This is a genomic window from Streptomyces seoulensis, from assembly GCF_022846655.1.
GTDB lineage: Bacteria > Actinomycetota > Actinomycetes > Streptomycetales > Streptomycetaceae > Streptomyces.
The window spans coordinates 2,217,860-2,239,849 of record NZ_AP025667.1 but is presented as its reverse complement, the minus strand read 5'-3'; the positions used below and the strand labels follow the sequence as shown (position 1 = coordinate 2,239,849).

Annotated in this window: 22 protein-coding genes; 2 read left to right on the top strand and 20 right to left on the bottom strand. The window is 70.9% G+C overall.

Going from position 1 to position 21,990, the window contains the following annotated elements; all coding sequences use genetic code 11:
* Window positions 1-5: 5 nt before the first annotated feature.
* Together HEK131_RS10335 and pyrR are read right to left on the bottom strand one after the other, a co-directional pair.
* Window positions 6-986, bottom strand: a complete 981-nt coding sequence (locus HEK131_RS10335; RefSeq protein ID WP_161150180.1) for an aspartate carbamoyltransferase catalytic subunit — start codon at window positions 984-986, stop codon at window positions 6-8.
* A gap of 91 nt (window positions 987-1,077) precedes the next feature.
* Complete coding sequence (gene pyrR, locus HEK131_RS10330; protein ID WP_217460926.1) at window positions 1,078-1,650, bottom strand: bifunctional pyr operon transcriptional regulator/uracil phosphoribosyltransferase PyrR; 573 nt, start codon at window positions 1,648-1,650, stop codon at window positions 1,078-1,080.
* A gap of 251 nt (window positions 1,651-1,901) precedes the next feature.
* On the opposite strand from pyrR, the gene bldD reads away from it, so the two are divergent.
* Window positions 1,902-2,402 (top strand): transcriptional regulator BldD, encoded by a 501-nt coding sequence (gene bldD / locus HEK131_RS10325; protein ID WP_161150182.1) that lies wholly within the window; start codon window positions 1,902-1,904, stop codon window positions 2,400-2,402.
* 155 nt (window positions 2,403-2,557) lie between these two features.
* Here bldD and nusB read toward each other — a convergent pair whose 3' ends face one another.
* The 18 genes from nusB to HEK131_RS10235 form a co-directional block, all read right to left on the bottom strand.
* The gene (gene nusB / locus HEK131_RS10320; protein ID WP_161150183.1) at window positions 2,558-2,992 is read right to left on the bottom strand and encodes a transcription antitermination factor NusB; all 435 of its coding nucleotides are present in this window, start codon (window positions 2,990-2,992) and stop codon (window positions 2,558-2,560) included.
* Between the two features lie 2 nt (window positions 2,993-2,994).
* Complete coding sequence (gene efp, locus HEK131_RS10315) at window positions 2,995-3,561, bottom strand: elongation factor P (protein WP_161150184.1); 567 nt, start codon at window positions 3,559-3,561, stop codon at window positions 2,995-2,997.
* 49 nt (window positions 3,562-3,610) lie between these two features.
* A complete protein-coding gene (locus tag HEK131_RS10310) occupies window positions 3,611-4,717 on the bottom strand; it encodes an aminopeptidase P family protein (protein WP_244334453.1) in 1,107 nt (368 codons plus the stop codon).
* Between the two features lie 69 nt (window positions 4,718-4,786).
* Window positions 4,787-5,764, bottom strand: a complete 978-nt coding sequence (locus tag HEK131_RS10305; RefSeq protein WP_244334452.1) for an AAA family ATPase — start codon at window positions 5,762-5,764, stop codon at window positions 4,787-4,789.
* 165 nt (window positions 5,765-5,929) lie between these two features.
* Window positions 5,930-7,021: a 3-dehydroquinate synthase gene (aroB, locus tag HEK131_RS10300; RefSeq protein ID WP_244334451.1), complete on the bottom strand. Its 1,092-nt coding sequence runs from the start codon at window positions 7,019-7,021 to the stop codon at window positions 5,930-5,932.
* Window positions 7,018-7,536 carry a shikimate kinase gene (locus HEK131_RS10295; protein WP_217460922.1) on the bottom strand — a complete coding sequence of 173 codons (519 nt, stop codon included), beginning with the start codon at window positions 7,534-7,536 and terminating at the stop codon, window positions 7,018-7,020. The genes aroB and HEK131_RS10295 overlap by 4 nt, the downstream gene beginning before the upstream one ends.
* Entirely contained in the window at window positions 7,533-8,717 is a 1,185-nt protein-coding gene (gene aroC, locus HEK131_RS10290) for a chorismate synthase (protein ID WP_161150189.1), read from the bottom strand. Before aroC ends, HEK131_RS10295 begins: the two co-directional genes overlap by 4 nt.
* A gap of 179 nt (window positions 8,718-8,896) precedes the next feature.
* Window positions 8,897-9,736, bottom strand: a complete 840-nt coding sequence (locus HEK131_RS10285) for a shikimate dehydrogenase (RefSeq protein WP_244334450.1) — start codon at window positions 9,734-9,736, stop codon at window positions 8,897-8,899.
* On the bottom strand, window positions 9,726-11,411 hold the full coding sequence (gene mltG, locus HEK131_RS10280; RefSeq protein ID WP_244334449.1) for an endolytic transglycosylase MltG: 1,686 nt from the start codon (window positions 11,409-11,411) through the stop codon (window positions 9,726-9,728). The genes HEK131_RS10285 and mltG overlap by 11 nt, the downstream gene beginning before the upstream one ends.
* A 122-nt stretch (window positions 11,412-11,533) precedes the next feature.
* A complete protein-coding gene (ruvX, locus tag HEK131_RS10275) occupies window positions 11,534-11,998 on the bottom strand; it encodes a Holliday junction resolvase RuvX (RefSeq protein WP_217460918.1) in 465 nt (154 codons plus the stop codon).
* An 11-nt stretch (window positions 11,999-12,009) separates the two neighbouring features.
* Window positions 12,010-14,682 carry an alanine--tRNA ligase gene (gene alaS, locus HEK131_RS10270; protein ID WP_244334448.1) on the bottom strand — a complete coding sequence of 891 codons (2,673 nt, stop codon included), beginning with the start codon at window positions 14,680-14,682 and terminating at the stop codon, window positions 12,010-12,012.
* The gene (locus HEK131_RS10265; RefSeq protein WP_244334447.1) at window positions 14,682-15,029 is read right to left on the bottom strand and encodes a hypothetical protein; all 348 of its coding nucleotides are present in this window, start codon (window positions 15,027-15,029) and stop codon (window positions 14,682-14,684) included. The genes alaS and HEK131_RS10265 overlap by 1 nt, the downstream gene beginning before the upstream one ends.
* Before the next feature lie 8 nt (window positions 15,030-15,037).
* Entirely contained in the window at window positions 15,038-15,481 is a 444-nt protein-coding gene (locus HEK131_RS10260; RefSeq protein WP_217460915.1) for a DUF948 domain-containing protein, read from the bottom strand.
* Between the two features lie 184 nt (window positions 15,482-15,665).
* A complete protein-coding gene (gene rpsD / locus HEK131_RS10255; RefSeq protein ID WP_161150195.1) occupies window positions 15,666-16,280 on the bottom strand; it encodes a 30S ribosomal protein S4 in 615 nt (204 codons plus the stop codon).
* A gap of 342 nt (window positions 16,281-16,622) precedes the next feature.
* Window positions 16,623-17,978 carry a replication-associated recombination protein A gene (locus tag HEK131_RS10250; protein WP_217460914.1) on the bottom strand — a complete coding sequence of 452 codons (1,356 nt, stop codon included), beginning with the start codon at window positions 17,976-17,978 and terminating at the stop codon, window positions 16,623-16,625.
* 41 nt (window positions 17,979-18,019) lie between these two features.
* Entirely contained in the window at window positions 18,020-18,670 is a 651-nt protein-coding gene (locus tag HEK131_RS10245; protein ID WP_217460913.1) for a vitamin K epoxide reductase family protein, read from the bottom strand.
* A gap of 223 nt (window positions 18,671-18,893) precedes the next feature.
* Complete coding sequence (gene hisS, locus HEK131_RS10240; RefSeq protein WP_244334446.1) at window positions 18,894-20,153, bottom strand: histidine--tRNA ligase; 1,260 nt, start codon at window positions 20,151-20,153, stop codon at window positions 18,894-18,896.
* Between the two features lie 10 nt (window positions 20,154-20,163).
* Window positions 20,164-20,871: an MBL fold metallo-hydrolase gene (locus tag HEK131_RS10235; RefSeq protein WP_244334445.1), complete on the bottom strand. Its 708-nt coding sequence runs from the start codon at window positions 20,869-20,871 to the stop codon at window positions 20,164-20,166.
* A 190-nt stretch (window positions 20,872-21,061) separates the two neighbouring features.
* On the opposite strand from HEK131_RS10235, the gene HEK131_RS10230 reads away from it, so the two are divergent.
* Window positions 21,062-21,880: a peptidylprolyl isomerase gene (locus HEK131_RS10230; protein ID WP_217460910.1), complete on the top strand. Its 819-nt coding sequence runs from the start codon at window positions 21,062-21,064 to the stop codon at window positions 21,878-21,880.
* Window positions 21,881-21,990: the final 110 nt, after the last annotated feature.

Below are 21,990 nucleotides of genomic sequence, written 5' to 3'. Positions count from 1 at the left end.
GGGTCTTACTTCTCCTCGGTACGAAGGTGGGCGGTGCCGGCGGGCTCGTTGCCGCCGAGCAGCAGGTACAGGACGGCCATGCGGACGGAGACGCCGTTGGCGACCTGCTCCACGACCGTGCACCGGTCGGAGTCGGCGACCTCGGCGGTGATCTCCATGCCGCGGACCATCGGGCCGGGGTGCATCACGATGGCGTGCTCGGGCAGCCGGGCCATGCGGTCGCCGTCGAGGCCGTAGCGGCGGGAGTACTCGCGCTCGGTGGGGAAGAACGCGGCGTTCATCCGCTCGCGCTGGACGCGGAGCATCATCACCGCGTCGGACTTGGGCAGGGTGGAGTCGAGGTCGTAGGAGACCTCGCAGGGCCAGGTCTCCACGCCGACCGGCAGCAGGGTGGGCGGGGCGACCAGGGTGACGTCGGCGCCGAGGGTGTGCAGCAGGTCCACGTTGGAGCGGGCGACGCGGCTGTGCAGCACGTCGCCGACGAGGGTGACGCGCTTGCCCGCGAGGTCCTGGCCGAGCCCGGCGTCGGGACCGATCAGGCGGCGGCGCATGGTGAAGGCGTCCAGCAGGGCCTGGGTGGGGTGCTGGTGGGTGCCGTCGCCGGCGTTGATGACGGGGGCGTCGATCCAGCCGGAGTTGGCGAGGCGGTAGGGGGCGCCGGAGGCGCTGTGCCGGATGACGACGGCGTCCACGCCCATCGCCTCCAGCGTCTGGGCGGTGTCCTTCAGCGACTCGCCCTTGGAGACGCTGGAGCCCTTGGCCGCGAAGTTGATGACATCGGCGGAGAGGCGCTTCTCGGCGGCCTCGAAGGAGATCCGGGTCCGGGTCGAGTCCTCGAAGAAGAGGTTGCAGACCGTGCGGCCGCGCAGGGTCGGCAGTTTCTTGATCGGCCGGTCCGCGACCCTGGCCATCTCCTCGGCGGTGTCGAGGATCAGGACGGCGTCGTCGCGGGTGAGGTCGGCGGCCGAGATGAGATGACGCTGCATCTGTCAGGCTCCGTAAGGCAGTTAATACGGGAGGTTTCGGGCGGACCGGGCTGTGTCAGGGCACGCCGAAGCGGCCGGACACCCGGATGCGCTACTGGTCGGCAGCCTTCGTACCGAGCAGCACGGTGTCCCGACCGTCCTCCTCGGCGAGCTGGACCTTGACCGTCTCCCGCAGCGACGTGGGGAGGTTCTTGCCGACGTAGTCGGCGCGGATCGGCAGTTCCCGGTGTCCGCGGTCGACGAGGACGGCGAGCTGCACCGCGCGGGGGCGCCCGATGTCGTTCAGGGCGTCGAGGGCGGCGCGGATGGTGCGGCCGGAGAAGAGCACGTCGTCGACGAGCACGACCAGGCGGCCGTCCACACCGTCACCGGGGATGTCGGTGCGGGCGAGGGCGCGCGGGGGGTGCATGCGCAGATCGTCGCGGTACATGGTGATGTCGAGCGAGCCGACCGGGATCTTCCGTCCGGTGACCTGCTCCAGCTTGACGGCGAGCCGCTGGGCGAGGAAGACGCCTCGCGTGGGGATGCCGAGGAGCACCACGTCGTCGGCGCCCTTGGCGCGTTCGACGATCTCGTGGGCGATGCGGGTGAGGACGCGGGCGATGTCGGGGCCTTCGAGCACGGGCCTGGCATCGGACGTCAGCGGATTTGCGTGCGAGTCCATACGAAACGGACCTCCTTCTCCGCCTCACGGGACGGACTTTAAAGGACGTCGGATTTGCGCCATCCACCCTAGCAGGTCACCGGGAGGGCTCGTTCACCCGCTCGGCGCAACGGGCGGCCACTACCACGGAAGCGTCGGTGTGGACCATTCGGCTTGACGCAGGAGAATCACGCTGCGTAACCTCACAGTGAGTTACCAGCCGCGCGGTGGGAACACCTGCCGACCGCGTCTACACAGTGTCCGGGAGCTATATGTCCAGCGAATACGCCAAACAGCTCGGGGCCAAGCTCCGGGCGATCCGCACCCAGCAGGGCCTTTCCCTCCACGGTGTCGAGGAGAAGTCCCAGGGGCGCTGGAAGGCCGTGGTGGTCGGTTCCTACGAGCGCGGCGACCGTGCCGTGACCGTGCAGCGCCTTGCCGAGCTGGCCGATTTCTACGGCGTTCCGGTGCAGGAGCTGCTGCCGGGCACCACGCCGGGCGGAGCCGCCGAGCCGCCGCCGAAGCTGGTCCTGGACCTGGAGCGGCTGGCCACGGTGCCGGCCGAGAAGGCGGGCCCCCTCCAGCGGTACGCGGCGACGATCCAGTCCCAGCGCGGTGACTACAACGGCAAGGTGCTGTCGATCCGCCAGGACGACCTGCGCACCCTCGCGGTCATCTACGACCAGTCCCCCTCGGTCCTCACCGAGCAGCTCATCAGCTGGGGCGTCCTGGACGCGGACGCGCGCCGCGCCGTCGCCCACGACGAGGGCTGACCGCCTCACGCCTGAGCAGAAACGTGCCGCCGGGATGGCCGGAACCCTACGGTTCCGTGCCGCCCCGGCGGCTCTTTCGTCTCTTCCGGGCGGCGGACACGCCGGAGGGCCCGCAGCAGGCGTGCTGCGGGCCCTCCGGCGTCTGGTCGTACCGCCTACGCCTCATCCCGGCGCAGGGACGGCTTCAGCTCCTTGAAGCGGCCCAGGAGGCCGTTCACGAACGCCGGCGACTCGTCCGTGGAGAACTCCTTGGCGAGCTGCACCATCTCGTCGAGGACGACCGCGTCCGGGGTCTCGTCCTCCCAGATCAGCTCGTACGCGCCAAGGCGCAGCAGGTTGCGGTCGACGACCGGCATGCGGTCGATCGTCCACCCCACCGCGTACTGGGCGATCAGGTCGTCGATTCGCCGGGCGCGCTCCGCGTACCCCTCGACGAGCTGCATCGTGTACTCGCTGACGGGGGGCTGGCGGGTGTCGGCCCGGGAGAGCCGGACCCAGTCGGCGAGGACCGTCAGGACATCGGTGCCGCGCTGGTCACCCTCGAAAAGGATCTGGAAGGCGCGCTTGCGGGCCGTGTTGCGGGCGGCCACGGTTAGCTGTTCACCCGGCCGAGGTAGTCGCTCGTACGAGTGTCGACCTTGATCTTCTCGCCGGTGGTGATGAAGAGCGGGACCTGGATCTGGTGGCCCGTCTCCAGCGTGGCGGGCTTGGTGCCACCGGTGGAGCGGTCGCCCTGGACGCCCGGCTCGGTCTCCGAGATGACCAGCTCGACGGCGGCCGGCAGCTCGACGAAGAGCACCTCGCCCTCGTGCTGCGCCACGACGGCGGTGAAGCCCTCGATCAGGAAGTTCGCGGCGTCGCCGACGGCCTTCGGGTCGATGTGGAGCTGGTCGTACGTCTCCATGTCCATGAAGACGAAGTACTCGCCGTCCTTGTACGAGTACTGCATGTCGCGCTTGTCGACGGTGGCCGTCTCGACCTTGACACCGGCGTTGAAGGTCTTGTCGACCACCTTGCCGGAGAGGACGTTCTTGAGCTTGGTGCGCACGAAGGCCGGGCCCTTACCGGGCTTGACGTGCTGGAACTCGACGACGGACCAAAGCTGGCCCCCGTCGAGCTTGAGCACCATGCCGTTCTTGAGGTCGTTCGTGGAAGCCACGGTTGCGGAATCTCCTGGACTGACGTACGACCCCGGCGCTCGCACCTGGCTACAGGGCGAGCAGTTCCTTGGTCGTGATGGTGAGTAGCTCGGGTCCGCCGTCCGCCTCGGGGCGGACGACGAGCGTGTCATCGATCCGGACTCCGCCCCGGCCCGGAAGGTGGACCCCCGGCTCGACGGTGACCGGCACGCAAGCGTCAAGTTTACCCATGGCCGCGGGGGCGAGCTGCGGGTCCTCGTCGATTTCGAGTCCGACCCCGTGTCCGGTGACCGCCTGGAGGGCGGCACCGTATCCGGCGGAGTCCAGCACCTGGCGTGCCGCGCGGTCCACGTCACGGCAGGCGGCGCCCGGCACGAGAGCCTCGCGCCCGGCCCGTTGGGCGGCGAAGACCAGGTCGTACAGCTCAATCTGCCACTCGGCGGGCGAGGTGCCGATCACGAAGGTACGGCCGATCTCGCAGCGGTAGCCGCGGTAGGCGGCGCCGAGGCAGACGGAGAGGAAATCGCCCTCCTCCACCCGGCGGTCGGTGGGACGGTGGCCCGGTCGGCCGGAGTTGGGGCCGGTGGCCACCGAGGTCGGGAAGGCGGGGCCCTCGGCGCCGTGGTCGACCAGACGGCGCTCCAGCTCCAGCGCGAGATGCCGCTCGGTCCGGCCGACCAGGATCGACTCCAGCAGCTCGCCGAGGGCCTGGTCGGCGATCTCGGCGCCGATGCGGAGACAGGAGATCTCCTCCTCGTCCTTGACCAGCCTGAGCTGCTCCACGGCCGTGCCGAGCCCCGCCAGGCGCAGTCCTGGTGCGACGGAGTCGAGGGCGCGGTACCGGGCGACGGTGAGGTGGTGCTCCTCCACGGCGAGGGCGTCGCTGCCCTGGCTCCCGGCGAGGCCGGCGGCGGCCACGGCCGGGTCGCGCCCCGGTGTGGACAGGATGTGCAGCACCAGGGCCTCGTCGGGGCGCCCGTCCACGGGGCGGTCCTCCGGCGGCACGGGGCACACCAACTGGTCCTCGTGCCTGCCGAGGAGCAGGACGGCGCCCTGGGGCGCCGCGCCCGCCAGGTAGCGCACATTGGCGGGGCGGGAGATGAGCGCTGCCGCGGTACCGGCCGCGTTACAGCGTTCCCTCAGCCGGGATCGGCGGGTCGCGTACACCTCTGACATGAGACGAGCGTAGAAGTTATGCCCGATTCGTGCCGTTCGGCGGGGGCCGAGTGGGCGGCGGCCCGGTGCCTACCAGTTCGGCGGGCTGGCGATCGCGCGGGCCAGGACCTCGTCCAGCACCCGTGCCGTGCCGGCCACGTCGAGCTGGGAGTTGTCGATGATGGGCAGCCCGGAGCCGTACCAGCCGGCCATGCGGCCGTGGATGCGGGCCACCTCCTCGTCGGTGAGGCGGCGGTTGCCGGAGCGCTCGGCGTTGCGCTCCAGGACGATGTCCAGGCCCGGCAGGAGCACCACCGGGAGCAGGCCGGGGCCCACATGGCGCTTCCAGCCGCCGAGCCCCACGACCGGGCGGTCCGGGAAGACCGCGTCGTCGAGGATGCAGGAGATCCCGTTGGCCAGGAAGTTGCGCGCGGCGAAGCCGCAGGTGCGGCGGGCCAGGCGGTACTGGGCCTCGGAGTGGTCGTTCCACCCGGTCTGCGGGTCGGCGAAGCCGGAGCGGACCCACTCGCGCACGTCGTCCAGGCTGATGTGGGCGGTGGGCACCCGGCGGTGGTCGGCCCAGAACTTGGCCACGCTGGTCTTGCCCGCGCCCGCCGGTCCGATCAGCAGCACGGCGAGCGTGGTGGCGGACGGGTCGGGGGCGCTCATGGCGGGGGCACCCACGGGACCGCCGGGCGGCAGCGTCAGATGGCCGGAGACGTCCGGCGCGTGCGGCGCCAGGGGGTGCTGCGGGGCCGGGACCTGCGCGGGCGGGACGTGCGCGGGCGGGACCTGCGCGGGCGGGACGTGCGCGGGCGGGACCTGCGCGGGCGGGACGTGCGCGGGCGGGACCTGCGCGGGCGGGACGTGCGCGGGCGGGACGTGCGCGGGCGGGACCTGCGGAGCCGGCGGCGTGGGCGGGGCGGGCGGTACGGGTCCCGCGCCGGAGAAGCCCGGTGGCGGGACGGGAGGACCCTGCGGCGCTCCCGCGGCCGGTGCCCAGCCGGTGTGCGGCCCGTGCCCCGGCTGGTGGGGCGGCGGCAGCGGAGATCCCACTGCGTGCTGCATCCGTTGCCACTCCATCTCGTACACGCACTCGGCGCCGGAAGGCGGGTACGGAGCCCGCACCCTACCGAACGGTACCGCCCCCGGCCGTCGTTTGGTGAAACGGCCGGGGGCGGTGCGAAGTGCCCGCTCCACGTGGGGAATCGGGCACACCGGGCGGTACGGGACCTACTGGCCGACCTCGCCGTAGGCGGCGAGCAGGACGGCCGGGTCGGGGCCCTCCAGCACGGTGGGCCGGGCGAGTCCGTCCAGGACGATGAAGCGCAGCATGTCTCCGCGGGACTTCTTGTCGACCTTCATGGCCTCCACCAGCTTGGGCCACTGGTCGTACCGGTAGTGCAGCGGCAGGCCGACCGACTCGAGGATCGCGCGGTGTCGGTCGGCGGTCGCGTCGTCCAACCGGCCCGCCAGGCGGCCCAGTTCGGCGGCGAAGTGCATGCCGACGGCGACGGCGGCGCCGTGCCGCCACTTGTACCGCTCGTTCTTCTCGATGGCGTGGCCGAGGGTGTGGCCGTAGTTGAGGATCTCCCGGCGGCCGGACTCCTTGAGGTCCGAGGAGACCACGTCGGCCTTGACCCGGATCGACCGCTCCAGCAGCTCGGCGGTGTGCGGTCCGGCCGGGGTGCGGGCGGCCTCGGGGTCGGACTCGATTCTGTCGAGGATCACCGGGTCGGCGATGAAGCCGGCCTTGATGACCTCCGCGAGCCCGGAGACGTAGTCGTGCACCGGGAGGGAGTCCAGCGCGGCCAGGTCGCACAGGACGCCGGCCGGGGGGTGGAAGGCGCCGACGAGATTCTTGCCCTCGGCGGTGTTGATGCCCGTCTTGCCGCCGACCGCCGCGTCCACCATGGCCAGCACGGTGGTCGGGACGGCGATCCAGCGCACCCCGCGCAGCCAGGTCGCCGCGACGAACCCGGCGAGGTCGGTGGTGGCGCCGCCGCCGACGCCCACGACCACGTCGGTGCGGGTGAAACCGGACTGGCCGAGCGCCTTCCAGCAGTAGGCGGCGACCTCCGCGGTCTTCGCCTCCTCGGCGTTCGGCACCTGGATGGCGACCGCCTCGTAGCCCTGGTCGGCCAGGTCGGCGCGGAGCGCGTCACCGGTCTCGGCGAGGGCCTCGGGGTGGATGACGGCGACCCGCCTGGCCTTCGGACCGATCAGCCCGGCCAGTTCGCCCAGCAACTGCCGGCCCACCAGCACCTCGTAGGGCTCGGTGCCCTCCGTCCCGGCGATCTGGATACGGGTGACTGCCTCGCTCATGCTTCCTTCAACTCCAGTGCGTCCAGGACGGCTCGGGCGACGTCCTCGGGACCGCGCCCGTCGGTCGTCACGACGGCGGTGGCGACCTCCTCGTACAGATGGCGGCGGGCCTCCATCAGCGTGCGCCACTGCTGGCGCGGGTTGACCGCGAGCAGCGGCCGGGCGGCGTTCAGCCCGGTGCGGCGCACGGCCTCCTCGACGTCCATCGAGAGGTAGACCACCCGCTGGGCCGTCAGCAGCGCCCGCGTGTCCGCGTCGAGGACGGCGCCGCCGCCCAGCGCGAGGACGCCCGCGTGCCCGGCGACGGCGGCGGCCACCGCGCGCTTCTCCAGCACGCGGAAGGCGTCCTCGCCGTCGTCCACGAAGATCTCGGCGACGGTGCGGCCCTGCTCGGCCACGATGTCGTCGTCGGTGTCCCGGAACGCCGCACCCAGCCGCTCGGCCAGCAGCCGTCCGACGGTGGACTTGCCCACGCCCATCGGACCGACCAGGACGACCACGGGCATCGCGCTCATCCGATCGCCAGGTTGTCGAGGTAGGAGCGGACGTTGCGGCGGGTCTCGGCGACGCTGTCGCCGCCGAACTTCTCCGCGACCGCGTCCGCGAGGACCAGGGCCACCATCGCCTCGGCCACGATGCCCGCGGCCGGGACCGCGCACACGTCGGAGCGCTGGTGGTGGGCCTGCGCGGCCTCGCCGGTGGCGACGTCGACCGTGGCCAGCGCGCGCGGCACGGTGGCGATCGGCTTCATCGCCGCGCGCACCCGCAGCAGCTCACCGGTGGTCAGGCCGCCCTCGGTGCCGCCGGAACGGCCGGTGGCGCGCTTGATGCCCTCGGGGGTGGTGAGGATCTCGTCGTGCGCCTTCGAGCCCGGCACCCGGGCCAGGTCGAAGCCGTCGCCGACCTCGACGCCCTTGATCGCCTGGATGCCCATGAGGGCGGCGGCGAGCCGGGCGTCCAGCCTGCGGTCCCAGTGCACGTGCGAGCCGAGGCCGACCGGGACGCCGTACGCCAGCACCTCGACGACGCCGCCGAGGGTGTCGCCGTCCTTGTGGGCCTGGTCGATCTCGGCGACCATCGCCTTCGACGCGTCAGCGTCCAGGCAGCGCACCGGGTCCTCGTCGAGCCGCTCGACGTCGGCCGGGGTCGGGTAGACGCCGTACGGCGCCTTGGCCGAGGCCAGCTCCACGACGTGGCTGACGATCTCGATGCCGGCGGTCTCCTTCAGGTACGACCGCGCCACCGCGCCGAGCGCGACCCGTGCCGCCGTCTCCCGCGCGGAGGCCCGCTCCAGGATCGGCCGGGCCTCGTCGAAGCCGTACTTCTGCATGCCGGCGAGGTCCGCGTGGCCGGGGCGCGGGCGGGTCAGCTTGGCGTTGCGCGCGAGGCCGGCCAGCACCTCCTCGTCCACCGGGTCGGCCGACATGACCTGCTCCCACTTCGGCCACTCGGTGTTACCCACCATGACCGCCACCGGGGAGCCGAGCGTGAGCCCGTGCCGCACACCGCCGAGGAACGTGACCTCGTCACGCTCGAACTTCATCCGCGCGCCGCGTCCATAGCCGAGCCGCCGCCGCGCGAGATGATCCGCCACCATCTCCGTGGTGATCGGCACACCGGCGGGAAGACCCTCCAGCGTCGCGACGAGTGCGGGACCGTGGGACTCCCCCGCGGTCAGCCAACGCAGCCTGCTCAACGTTGCTCCTCAGTTTTCGCGCCCACCACTGCCCCGCTCACGCGTTGTCCGCGCCTGCGGCGGCGGCCCGGCCGGGTGCGCGATCCCGGCCCGCCACCTCCGATCCTCCCACGCCGTGCCCGGTATCCGGGCCTCGGTCCGGATACCGGGACCCTGGTACGGGGCCGGGCGGCGGGCGCTCAGCGGGCGGCGAGGGCCCGTTCGCCCGCCTGGCGCATGGCCTCCAGCGGGGCCGGGGTGCGGCCGGTCATCCGCTCCACCTGGAGCACGGCCTGGTGGACCAGCAGGTCCAGGCCGCCGACCACGGCCCCGCCGAACATCGACCAGCGGGCCGCCAGCTCGGTGGGCCAGGGGTCGTAGAGCACGTCGAAGAGGGTGGCCGGGCGCTCGGGCACGGCGGTGGCGAGGGCGTCGGCGGTGCCGGCGGGCGTGGTGGCGATCACCAGGGGCGCCCGCAGGGCCTCGGCCGCGTCGGCCCAGTCGGCGGTGCGGACCTCCACGTCGAGCCGCTCGCCCCACTCCCGCATCTCGGCGGCGCGGGCGGCGCTGCGGACGTAGACCACCACCTCACCGGCGCAGACGCGGGACAGCGCGGCGAGCGCGGAGGAGGCGGTGGCCCCGGCGCCGAGGATCGCGGCGGACTCCACCTCCTCGATGCCGTGCTCGCGCAGGGCGGCCACCATGCCGGGGATGTCGGTGTTGTCGCCGACCTTGCGCCCATCCTCGGTGAACACCACGGTGTTGACCGCGTCCACGGAGGCGGCCGTCGCGCTCACCTCGTCCAGCAGCGGCATGACCGCCCGCTTGAGCGGCATCGTGAGCGACAGCCCGGCCCACTCGGGCCCGAGCCCCTCGAAGAAGCCCGGCAGCCCCGCCTCGTCGACCTCGAACCGGTCGTAGGACCAGTCACCGAGCCCGAGTTCGGCGTAGGCCGCCCGGTGCAGCACCGGGGAGAGCGAGTGGGCGATGGGCTTGCCGAGCACGGCGGCTCGGCGGGGGGCGGTTGCCCTAGTTGGCATTGAACTTGTCCTTGAGCGCCTTGAACTCGCTGTAGGTCTTGGCGAATTCGGTCTTGTTCATGCCGTCCGTCGCCACGAAGTACATCCAGCCGTCGTCCGTCGGGGCCAGGGCCGCGTTGAGCGCCTCGTCACCCGGGTTCCCGATCGGACCGGGCGGCAGACCCTTGTTGGTGTACGTGTTGTACGGGCTCCGGTTGCCGTTGATCTCATCCTCGGAGATGTGGATGTTGCTGGCGCCCTTGAGGTAGTTGTACGTCGAGTCGAACTGGAGGAGTTGATTCGTCTCGGTATTGTCCGGCTTGAGACGGTTGTAGACGACTTCCGCCATCTTGCGGAAGTCCTCGTGCGTCTTGCCCTCCGCCTGGACCAGGCTCGCCGTGGTGAGGAGCTGCCAGGGCGACTCCAGGCCGAGCCCGGACGCCTTCTGCTCCAGGCCCAGGGCGGTGTACTTCTCGTCGGCCCGCTCGACCATGGCCTTCAGGACGTCCTTGGGCTTCTGGTCCTTGCCGATGGCGTAGCTGGACGGGAAGAGGAAGCCTTCCAGCGGGTCCTTCAAGCCGGGGTGGTTGAGCGCCCAGGCGGGCAGGCCGAGGGACTTGTACTCCTTCTTGGCCACCGTCTGGGTGGTGCCCTTGGCCAGCTTCAGGCGCTTGTCGATCAGCGCGTAGACGGCCACGTTGCGCGTGCCCTCGGCGATGATCAGGTTGTTGCGGCTCTTCGGGCTGAGCATCAGTTCCACCGCGCTGGCGGCGGACATGTGCTTCTGGAGGATGTAGACGCCGTCCTGGAGCGCCTTGGCCTTCGGGTTCGCCGCCTGGGCCGAGACGAAGGCGTCCACGCTCTCGACGACGCCCGCCTCCTTCAGCTTGTTGCCGATGTCGTAGCCGCCCGCGCCCTTGGGGATCTCGACCGTCACCGACTCGCCGTTGCCGCTGCCCGCGTAGTCCGGGGCCGGGGCGAAACGATTTTTGTAGAACTGGTAGCCGAAGTACGCGACACCGCCGAGGCCGCCGCCGAAGACCACGACGACCACCATCAGGGCGCAGCCGGTGCGCCCCTTCTTGCTCTTGACGGGCTTGCGGCCCTTGCCGCGCCGCTCCGTGCGCGGCTCCCGGCCGTCGGCCTCGGGGTCGGCGTCGTCGTCCCCGGCGGGCAGGGGGTGCTCCTCGGGCTCCGCCTGGGGGTCCCAGCCGGCCTCCGGCTCCGGCTCCGGCTCCGACTCCGGGTGCCGGTGGCCGGGGGGCTGGGGCGGCGGGTAGGCGTCCTCGGTGCCGTAGAGGTCGGGCTGCTCGGCACCGTAGGCCGCGGGGTGCTGCCCGTAGGGGTCGCCCGGGTCGGCGGCATAGGGCACGTGGCCGTGGGTGCCCGTCGCGTCCCAGCCGCCCTGGTGCTGCTGGGGGTGCTGACCGGTCTGCTGAGGGTGCTGACCGGTCTGCTGGGGATCGAAGTACTGCTGGCCCTGCCCGTCGTACTGCGGGTACTGCTGGCCGCCGTAGCCCGGCTGCTGGTCCTGGGACCAGTTGCCGTACTGCTGGTGCTGCGGATGCTGCGGCTGGCCGCCGTACGGGTGCTGCTGGCCCGCGTGGGCCTGCTGCCCTCCCCATCCGCCGTCCCCGTACAACGGGTCCTCCGGATGCCACGGTTCGGTGCCTGGGCCCCGGCCATACTCAGTCATCGATCCCCTAGAGCCGCGAGGTCGACGGTCGCCCGGCTCCAGGACCGGCTTCCGTTCCGCCTCTTGCTGTGCGGCGGCTGTTCGAACACCGCCGCATCGCGCGGAACGTTACCGCACCGCGATCAGATGACCACTTCGACGCCCTCACCGGGTGCTTCGCCTGACACCCGTTCGGATTCCAGGGCCTGCTGGAGGATGATGACCGCGGCCGCCTGGTCGATGACGGAGCGGCCCTTCTTGGACTTCACGCCCGAGGCGCGCAGTCCCTGACTGGCCGTCACCGTGGTCATCCGCTCGTCCACCAGCCGCACCGGCACCGGTGCGATGCCGCGTGCCAGCTCCTGGGTGAACGCGCGCACCTTGACCGCCGCCGGGCCCTCGCCCCCCTTCAGGGAGCGAGGGAGACCGACGACGATCTCGATCGGTTCGTACTCCTCGACCAGTTGCCGCAGTCTGCGGTGCGCGGCCGGTACGTCACGTCCGGGGACGGTCTCCACCGGGGTGGCGAGGATCCCGTCGGGGTCGCACGAGGCGACCCCGATCCGGGCGTCCCCGACGTCGATGGCGAGCCGGCGTCCTCTGCGCATGACTGCCCGGCCTACTTCGCGGTGTCGGCGACGAGGCGCTCGACGGCGTCGACGGCCTCGCCGACGGCGGCCGGGTTCTGGCCACCGCCCTGGGCGACGTCCGGCTTGCCGCCACCGCCGCCGCCGAGGGTCTTGGCGGCGGTGCGGACCAGCTCACCGGCCTTGAGGCCGCGCTCACGGGCCGCCTCGTTGGTGGCGATGACGGTGAGCGGCTTGCCGTTGTTCACCGTGAACAGGGCGACCACGGCGGCCCGGCCGCCCTGGATGCGCCCGCGCACGTCCAGGACCAGCTTGCGCAGGTCGTCGGGGGCGGTGCCGTCCGGGACCTGGCCGGTGACCAGGGCGATGCCGCGCACGTCCTTGGCGGACTCGGCGAGACCGGCGGCGGCCTGGAGCACCTTCTCGGCGCGGAACTTCTCGATCTCCTTCTCGGCGTCCTTCAGCTTGCCGAGCATCGCGGAGACCTTCTCCGGCAGCTCCTCCGGGCGCCCCTTGATCAGCTCGCTGAGCTGGTTGACGACCGTGTGCTCACGGGCGAGGAAGTTGTAGGCGTCCATGCCGACCAGCGCCTCGATACGGCGTACGCCGGAGCCGATGGAGGACTCGCCGAGCAGCTTCACCAGGCCGAGCTGGGCGGTGTTGTGGACGTGGGTGCCGCCGCACAGCTCCTTGGAGAAGTCGCCGATGGTGACCACACGGACCCGCTCGCCGTACTTCTCGCCGAACTCGGCGATGGCGCCCTGCTTCTTGGCCTCGTCGATGCCCATGACCTCGGCGTGCACGTCCAGGTCGCGGGAGAGCACCTCGTTGATCTTCTGCTCGACGTCGGTCATCACGGCCGTGGGAACGGCGGCCGGGGAGCCGAAGTCGAAGCGGAAGCGGCCGGGCTGGTTCTCGGAACCGGCCTGGGCGGCCGTCGGGCCGAGGGCGTCGCGCAGCGCCTGGTGGGTCAGGTGGGTGGCCGAGTGGGCGCGGGCGATGGCCTTGCGGCGGCGGGAGTCGATGGACGCCTGGGCCTTGGCACCGACCGTGACCTCGCCGACCTGGACGACGCCCTTGTGGACGTAGACGCCCGGCACCGGCTTCTGGGTGTCGCGGATCTCGATGACGGCACCGGTGTCGACCTTGATGCGGCCGGTGTCACCGATCTGGCCGCCGCCCTCGGCGTAGAACGGGGTGCGGTCGAGCACGATCTCGACCTCGTCGCCCTCGGTGGCGGCCGGGGAGGAGACACCGTCGACGAGGATGCCGACGATGGTGGTCTCGCTCTCGGTGTCGCTGTAGCCGATGAAGTCGGTGGCGCCGGCGGCGTCCGCGATCTCGCGGTAGGCGCCGAGGTTGGCGTGGCCGGTCTTCTTGGCGCGGGCGTCGGCCTTGGCGCGGTCCCGCTGCTCCTTCATCAGGCGGCGGAAACCGGTCTCGTCCACGGCGAGGCCCTGCTCGGCGGCCATCTCCAGGGTGAGGTCGATCGGGAAGCCCCAGGTGTCGTGGAGCAGGAACGCCTTGTCGCCGGAGAGGACGCTGCCGCCGGACTGCTTGGTCTCGGTGACGGCGGTGTCGAGGATGTTGGTGCCGGCCTTCAGCGTCTTGAGGAAGGCGTTCTCCTCGGCGACGGCGACCTTCTCGATGCGCTCGCGGTCGGTGATGAGCTCGGGGTACTGCTGGCCCATCATGGCGATCACGACGTCGATCAGGTCCTTGACGACCGGACCGGTGGCGCCCAGCAGGCGCATGTTGCGGATGGCGCGGCGCATGATGCGGCGCAGCACGTAGCCGCGGCCCTCGTTGCCGGGGGTGACGCCGTCGCCGATCAGCATGACGGCGGTGCGCATGTGGTCGGTGACCACGCGCAGGGAGACGTCGGAGGCCTGGGCGTCGCCGTAGGCGACACCGGTCAGCTCGGTGGCCTTCTCGATGACGGCCATGGAGGTGTCGATCTCGTACATGTTCTGCACGCCCTGCAGAATCATGGCGAGGCGCTCCAGGCCGAGGCCCGTGTCGATGTTCTGGCTCGGCAGGTCCCCGAGGATCTCGAAGTCGTCCTTGCCGATGCCCTCGCCCCGCTCGTACTGCATGAAGACGAGGTTCCAGATCTCGACGTACCGCTCGTCGTTGACGGCGGGGCCGCCCTCGACGCCGAACTCGGGGCCGCGGTCGTAGTTGATCTCGGAGCAGGGGCCGCAGGGGCCGGGGACGCCCATGGACCAGTAGTTGTCCTTCATGCCCAGGCGCTGGATGCGCTCCTTGGGCACGCCCACGACGTCGTGCCAGATGCGCTCGGCCTCGTCGTCGTCCTTGTAGACGGTGATCCACAGGCGCTCGGGGTCGAGGCCGTAACCGCCCTTGTCCTGGGACGCGGTGAGCAGCTCCCAGGCGAACTTGATGGCGCCTTCCTTGAAGTAGTCGCCGAAGGAGAAGTTGCCGCACATCTGGAAGAAGGTGCCGTGGCGGGTGGTCTTGCCGACCTCTTCGATGTCGGGCGTGCGCACGCACTTCTGCACGCTGGTCGCGCGCGAGAAGGGCGGCTTGACCTCACCCAGGAAGTAGGGCTTGAAGGGCACCATGCCGGCCGGGACGAGGAGCAGAGTCGGGTCGTCCGCGATGAGCGACGCCGAAGGGACGACGGTGTGCCCGCGCTCCTCGAAGAAGCTCAGCCAGCGGCGGCGAATCTCGGCCGACTCCATCAGTGGTCCTCATTCCGGTTGTACGAGTACGTCGTGTTCTCGATGTACTTCACTGTGCTGCTGTTGTTCTCGATGGCGGTGATCCGCCGGGGCTCGGGCAGGGCGGGGCTCTCGTGGATGCCGAGCGCATCCTGAAGCTCCGCCTCGCGCTGGACCATGTTGTCGCGGACGTCGAGTGCGAAGCCGACCGCTGCGTCCTTGAGCCGGTGCCCGGTCTCCAGGGCCTTGTTGGCCGCGGTGGCGGCGAGGCTCTCGGGAGTGAGCTGCTTCAGCTTGCGGTTGACCTTGGTGGTGGCCCACACACCGGCGGCGACGCCCGTGCTGAACCAGAACGTACGGCGGAACATCGCGGTTCTCAGCCCTTCTTTCGCTTGCCCCGCCGGGTGGCCGGGACCGTCCGGCCCACGATCACCGTGCGTCGCGGTGTCTTCGCGGGCGTGGCCTCGTCGCGGCCGCCGAGCGCGCGGCGGACGCCGTAGCCGAAGGCGGCCACCTTGACCAGCGGGCCGCCGAAGGTGGAGGCGACGGTGGAGGAGAGCGCGGAGGCGTTCGACGTCACCTCCTGCACGTCGGAGGCGATCGCGTCGACGCGCTCGATCTGGGTCTGCGCCGAGCGCACCGCCGTAGACGCGTCCGCGAGCAGCGGGACGGCCTGGTCGGTCACGTCCGCCACCAGCTTGGTGGTCGCCTTGAGCGTCTGGGCCAGCCTCGCGAGCGCTACGGCGAGGAAGGAGACCAGGATCGCCCAGAAGACGGCCACCAGGATCCCGGCAACCTCTCCACCGGACACTGTGCGCACCAGCTCCCTGAAACGTGCTTGAGCATCTGAAAAGTCGTGGCACCGAGCCTATCGCGCCATGGGCAGGGCTCCGTACCGGATTACCGGCTGCTCGCGGGGCCGGATCCGGGAACGCGCGAGCCCGCCGCCCCGTCCGCCGGAAGGCGGGGGGACGGCGGGCCGTGGTGCTGCGCCGGGGCTGGGATCAGCGGGCGTAGTACTCGACGACGAGCTGCTCGTCGCAGATCACCGGGATCTCCTTGCGGTTCGGCTCACGGTCCAGGCGGAACGCCAGGGCCTTGAGGTTCACCTGCAGGTAACGCGGGGTCTCGCCGTCGGCGGCGAAGCCACCCTCACGGGAGACCTGGAAGAGCGTCTTGTCCTTGGAGCGGTCGCGGACCTGCACGACGTCGTCCGGACGGACACGGAAGGAGGGCTTGTCCACCTTCTGGCCGTTGACCTGGATGTGGCCGTGGACGACCATCTGGCGGGCCTGGTAGATCGTGCGGGCGATGCCCGAACGCAGGACCAGCGCGTCGAGGCGGCGCTCGAGCTCGATGATCAGGGCCTCACCGGTCTTGCCCTGGACCTTGGCGGCACGCTCGTAGGCGCGGACGAGCTGGCGCTCGGACACGTCGTACTGCGCGCGCAGACGCTGCTTCTCGAGCAGACGGACCTTGTAGTCCGAGTTCTGCTTGCGGCCGCGGCCGTGCTCGCCCGGCGGGTAGGGGCGGGCCTCGAAGTACTTGACGGCCTTCGGGGTCAGCGCGATGCCGAGGGCACGCGACTTCTTGACCTTGGGGCGGGACTGGTTCGCCATGAACCAAACACCTCGTTTTATCTGTGCGAATACGGCTTCACCAGGGTTAGGGGAGGTCGCATCCGCAGCCGGGGGGACCCTGCCTGTCCGCAGCGGACGGGCCGGGCAGCCGTTCCCCGGTCTGGGCACATACGTGCAGCACGCGAGTGGCCCACCGACCGGTTCCGGGCGCTGCCGGAGGGTGGTGGGCTGCCCGCGACACCTTCGACGGTGCGCGACGCTCCTGGAGAACCCCGCCCGGGGGCCGGACTCTCCGGCTGGATGTCCCGCTCTGGTGAGCCGTTCCCCCGATACGAGGGCCCGGACACGGGACTCAGCACTTCGAGGCAGTCTACAGGGCGCTCAGGACCGCTTTCGACCGAGGTGCTTCCTGGTCCACTCGACCGCGTCCGCGTACCGCGCCTCGGCGCCGTGCCGGGTGGGGGTGTAGTACTCGCGGTCCTTGAGGGCGTCCGGGGCGTACTGCTGGGCGGCGATGCCGTCGGGCTTGTTGTGCGGGTAGACGTAGCCCTGGGCGTGGCCGAGCTTCTTGGCGCTCTTGTAGTGGCCGTCACGCAGGTGCGGGGGCACCGGTCCCGCGTGGCCCTTGCGCACGTCGGCCATGGCCTCCTGGATCGCGGTGGTCGCCGAGTTGGACTTGGGGGCGAGCGCGAGGGCGATGGTGGCGTGGCTGAGGGTGAGCGACGCCTCGGGGAAGCCGATCATGGCGACGGCCTGGGCTGCGGCGACGGCTGTCTGCAGGGCATTGGGGTCGGCGACGCCGATGTCCTCGCTGGCGGAGATCATCAGGCGCCGGGCGATGAAGCGGGGGTCCTCGCCGGCCTCGATCATCCGGGCCAGGTAGTGCAGGGCCGCGTCCACGTCGGAGCCCCGGATGGACTTGATCAGGGCGCTGGCCACGTCGTAGTGCTGGTCGCCGTCGCGGTCGTACTTCACGGCGGCGCGGTCGACGGTCTCCTCCAGCGTCGTCAGGCCGATCTCGCTCTCGCCCTTGTCCAGGGCGGCGCCCGCGGCGGCCTCCAGGACGGTCAGGGCGCGCCGGGCGTCACCGCCGGCGACCCGCAGGATGTGCTCCTCGGCCTCCTCGGGGAGGGTGAGCGCGCCGCCGAGACCGCGCTCGTCGGTGAGGCTGCGGCGGACCAGGGCGCGCACGTCGTCGTCGGTGAGCGGTTCGAGGGTGAGCAGCAGGGAGCGGGAGAGCAGCGGGGAGATGACCGAGAAGTACGGGTTCTCGGTGGTGGCCGCGATCAGGGTGACCCAGCGGTTCTCCACGGCCGGGAGCAGGGAGTCCTGCTGGGCCTTGCTGAAGCGGTGGATCTCGTCGAGGAAGAGGACGGTCTCCTTGCCGAAGCCGCCGGTGGCGCGGCGGGCGCCGTCGATGACCGCGCGGACCTCCTTGACGCCCGCGCTGATGGCGCTCAGCTCCACGAAGCGCTGGTCGGTCGCCCTGGACACGACATGGGCGAGCGTGGTCTTGCCGGTGCCGGGCGGGCCCCACAGGATCACCGAGGAGGGTCCGGCCGGGCCGCGGTCGCCCTCGCCGACCAGGCGGCGCAGAGGTGAGCCGGGCTTCAGCAGATGGCGCTGGCCGACCACCTCGTCCAGGGTGCGAGGGCGCATGCGGGCGGCGAGGGGACTGCCCGCGGGGTCCTTCTCCTGGCGTTCTTCGGCTGCGGCGGTGAACAGGTCGGCTTCCACCCTGAAACCCTAGAACACGCCACTGACAACCGGCCCGGACCTCAGCTCGTCCAGAAGCTCCACCAGCGGGTCAGGATCAGCATGCCGATGATCCCGATGTGCAGCACGGGCAGCACCCAGGTGAACTCGCCGAAGAACGACTTCAGCGGACGCGGGGCGGGCAGGAAGCCCTGGCGCACGTTGAACGAGGTGACGTACCAGAACATGATGATCGTGGCGACCCAGGCCAGGGAGCACCACAGGCACAGGGCGTTGATCCGGTACAGGGACTGGAACTGGAGCCAGGTGCAGAAGGCCACCCCGAAGAGCGTGCCGGCGTTGAAGGTGAGCCAGTACCAGCGGGGGTAGCGGGCGCGGGCGAGCAGGCTCACACCGACGCAGATCACGATGCCGTAGGCGACCAGGCCCAGCATGGGGTTGGGGAAGCCGAAGGCGGCGGCCTGCTTGCTCTCCATGACGCTGCCGCAGGAGACCACCGGGTTGAGGCTGCAGCCGGGGGTGAAGGTCTTGCCCTCGACCTTGGCCTCGAGGAGTTTGAACTTGTCGATCGTGATGACCCAGGCGGCGAGCAGTCCGGCCGCACCGGTGATCAGCAGCATCAGGGCGAAGGCACGGCTGCCGCCTTCGGCGCGTGCCGTGCCGCGAGTGTGTTCGGGCTCCGTGGAGACGTCGTTGACTGTCGTCTTGCTCATCACGCCGGTTTCCGTCACTCGATAGATCGGGCCTGCTTCGGGCATCGGTCATTGTGCCGCACAGGCGCCCCCGCGCACCGTTCGCTGGGGATAAGTTCGAAGCGGGCCGGGCACGCTGACTCCATTTTCGGCCGTTTCCGCTCGCACGGCAGCACAGGCGATCGAACGGTGACGGGCCGGACGACTGTACGTCCGGCCCGCCGCCCTTCCGATGCCTCTCGGATCAGAGCCGGGACTCCAGCTCCGCGACGACCTCGTCGATGCCGACAGCGGTCTGCTCGCCGGACTCCATGTCCTTGAGCTGGACGGAGCCCTCGGCGAGGTCGCGCTCGCCGAGCACCAGCGCGTAGCGGGCGCCGGAGCGGTTGGCGGCCTTCATCGCGGCCTTCAGACCCTTGCCGCCGTAGGCGAAGTCGGCCGCGATGCCGACCTTGCGCAGCTCGGTGACCTTGGCGAACAGCACCCGGCGGGCCTCCTCGCCGAGCGGGACGGCGAAGACGCTGGTGGTGGAGGGCAGGTCCAGCTCCACGCCCTCGGCCTCCAGGGCGAGGACGGTGCGGTCCACGCCGAGCGCCCAGCCGACGGAGGGCAGCGCGGGGCCGCCGATCATCTCGGAGAGGCCGTCGTACCGGCCGCCGCCGCCGACGGCGGACTGGGAGCCGAGGCCGTCGTGGACGAACTCGAAGGTGGTGCGGGTGTAGTAGTCCAGGCCGCGGACCAGCCGGGGGTCGTCCTCGAAGGCGACGCCCGCCGCGGTGATCAGCTCGCGGACCTCCTCGTGGTACGCCTTGCAGGCGTCGCACAGGTAGTCGCGCAGCACGGGTGCCCCGGTGAGCTGCTCCTGCACCGACTCGCGCTTGTCGTCCAGGACGCGCAGCGGGTTGATCTCGGCGCGGCGCAGGGTGTCCTCGTCCAGGTCGAGTCCGCGCAGGAAGTCCTGGAGCGCGGCCCGGTACACCGGACGGCACTCCTTGTCGCCCAGGCTGTTGAGCAGGATGCGGAACTGGCGCAGGCCCAGCGAGCGGTACGCCTGGTCGGCCAGGATGATCAGCTCGGCGTCCAGCGCGGGGTCCTCGGCACCGATCGCCTCGGCGCCGACCTGGGAGAAGTGGCGGTAACGGCCCTTCTGCGGACGCTCGTAGCGGTAGTAGGAGCCGGAGTACCAGAGCTTGACCGGGAGGTTGCCCGCCTTGTGCAGGTTGGCCTCCAGGGCGGCGCGGAGCACGGAGGCGGTGCCTTCGGGGCGCAGGGCGAGGCGGTCGCCGCCCTTGGTCTCGAAGGCGTACATCTCCTTGGTGACGATGTCGGTGGACTCGCCGACACCGCGTGCGAACAGCTCGACGTTCTCGAAGCCGGGGGTCTCGATGTAGCCGTACCCGGAGTCGCGCAGGGGGGCGGCGATGGCCTCGCGCACGGCGAGGTACTTCGCGGACTGCGGCGGGATCAGGTCGTACGTGCCCTTGGGGGCCTTGAAGGTGCTCACGGAAGTCTCGTCACATTCCTCGTCGGGGAGCCGGGTCGGTTCCCTGGCCGGCGGCCACCTGCCGCAGATAGGGGTTGGTGGCGCGTTCCTGGCCGATGGTGGTCTGGGGGCCGTGGCCGGACAGCACCACGGTGGAGTCGTCGAGCGGCAGGCACACGCGTGCCAGCGACCCGAGCATGTCCTCCATCGATCCGCCCGGCAGGTCGGTGCGTCCCACGGAGCCGGCGAACAGCAGATCCCCGGAGAAGAGGACCGACGGGACGTCGGCGCTCTCGGGCATCGCGAAGGTCACCGACCCCTTGGTATGGCCCGGCGCGTGGGCGACGGAGAAGTCCATCCCGGCGAGCTGGAGCTTCGCCCCGTCGGTCAGCTCCCGGAGGTCGTCCGGCTCCCCCACGGTCAGCTCGCCCATGAGCGGCATGCCGATGGACCGGCCGAGCGCCTTCTCCGGGTCGCTCAGCATGTAGCGGTCGTCGGGGTGGATCCAGGCGGGCACGTCGTGCGCGCCGCAGACCGGGACGACGGAGGCGACATGGTCGATGTGGCCGTGGGTGAGGACGACGGCGACGGGCTTGAGGCGATGCTTCCTGAGCGCTTCCTCGACGCCGGGAGCGGCCTGATGGCCGGGGTCGATGATCACGCACTCCTCACCGGCGGCGGGGGCGACGAGATAACAGTTCGTCCCCCAGGCCCCGGCGGGGAACCCGGCAATGAGCACGATCGTCCTTCGTTGTGTCGGTACGGGAGGGCTCGCGCGCGGGCGGCCCGTGGTGGGAAAAGCCCCTAGAGCCTACCGGCGCTGCCGTTTCCTCAGCGAACCCATATACGGTACGGGGCTACACGCGCCTGTCGGATCACAGGACGCACGCGTACCGGTCGGCACACGACACGCATGAGGAGAGAACCCGGTGGTCAGCCAGGAGCAGCGACGGCGTCAGCTCGCACGGGAGAAGTTCTTGCGGCAGCAGCAGCGGCGCACGGACTCGCGACGCAAGGCGCGCATGCGCAACTCGGTGATCGCGTCGGTGCTCGGCGTGGTCGTGATCGGCAGTGTGGCGCTGTACACGACGGGCGTGATGAAGGGCGACGACGACAAGAAGGTGGACACGGCCGCCGGGGCGTCGCCGAGCGCGAGCCCGAGCAAGGCGCCGGACCCCTGCGAGAAGCCGGCCAAGGGCTCGGTGAAGAAGCAGTCCTGGAAGAAGGAGCCGGCGATGTCGATCGACACGTCGGCCGACTACACCATGAAGCTGGACACCACCTGCGGTGACATCGGCGTGGCCCTGAAGACGGCGGCCCCGCACACGGTGAACTCCTTCGCCTTCCTCGCGGACAAGGGCTTCTTCGACCACACCAAGTGCCACCGGCTGACCACGAACGGGATCTACGTCCTGCAGTGCGGCGACCCGACGGGCACCGGCACCGGCGGGCCGGGCTACACCATCCCGGACGAGAATCTGAAGGACAAGAGCCTCAAGAAGAACACGTACCCGGCGGGCACGGTGGCCATGGCCAACACCGGGCAGCCGCACACCGGCGGCAGCCAGTTCTTCCTGGTCTACAAGGACAGCCCGCTGCCGCCGCAGTACAGCCCCTTCGGCACGATCGACAAGGCCGGGCTGAAGGTGCTCGACAAGATCGCCAAGGCGGGCGACAGCACGGGCCAGGGCGACGGCGCCCCGAACGCGACGGTCGTGATCGACAAGGCGACGGTCACGAAGTCCTGACGCCGCCGGGGCGTTCCGGTCCGCGCTCGCGGGCCGGTCGCCTGCGGAATTGGCTGCCGCTGGATGCGGACAGGCCACCCGATGGTCGCCTATGTTGGCGATGACGAAAC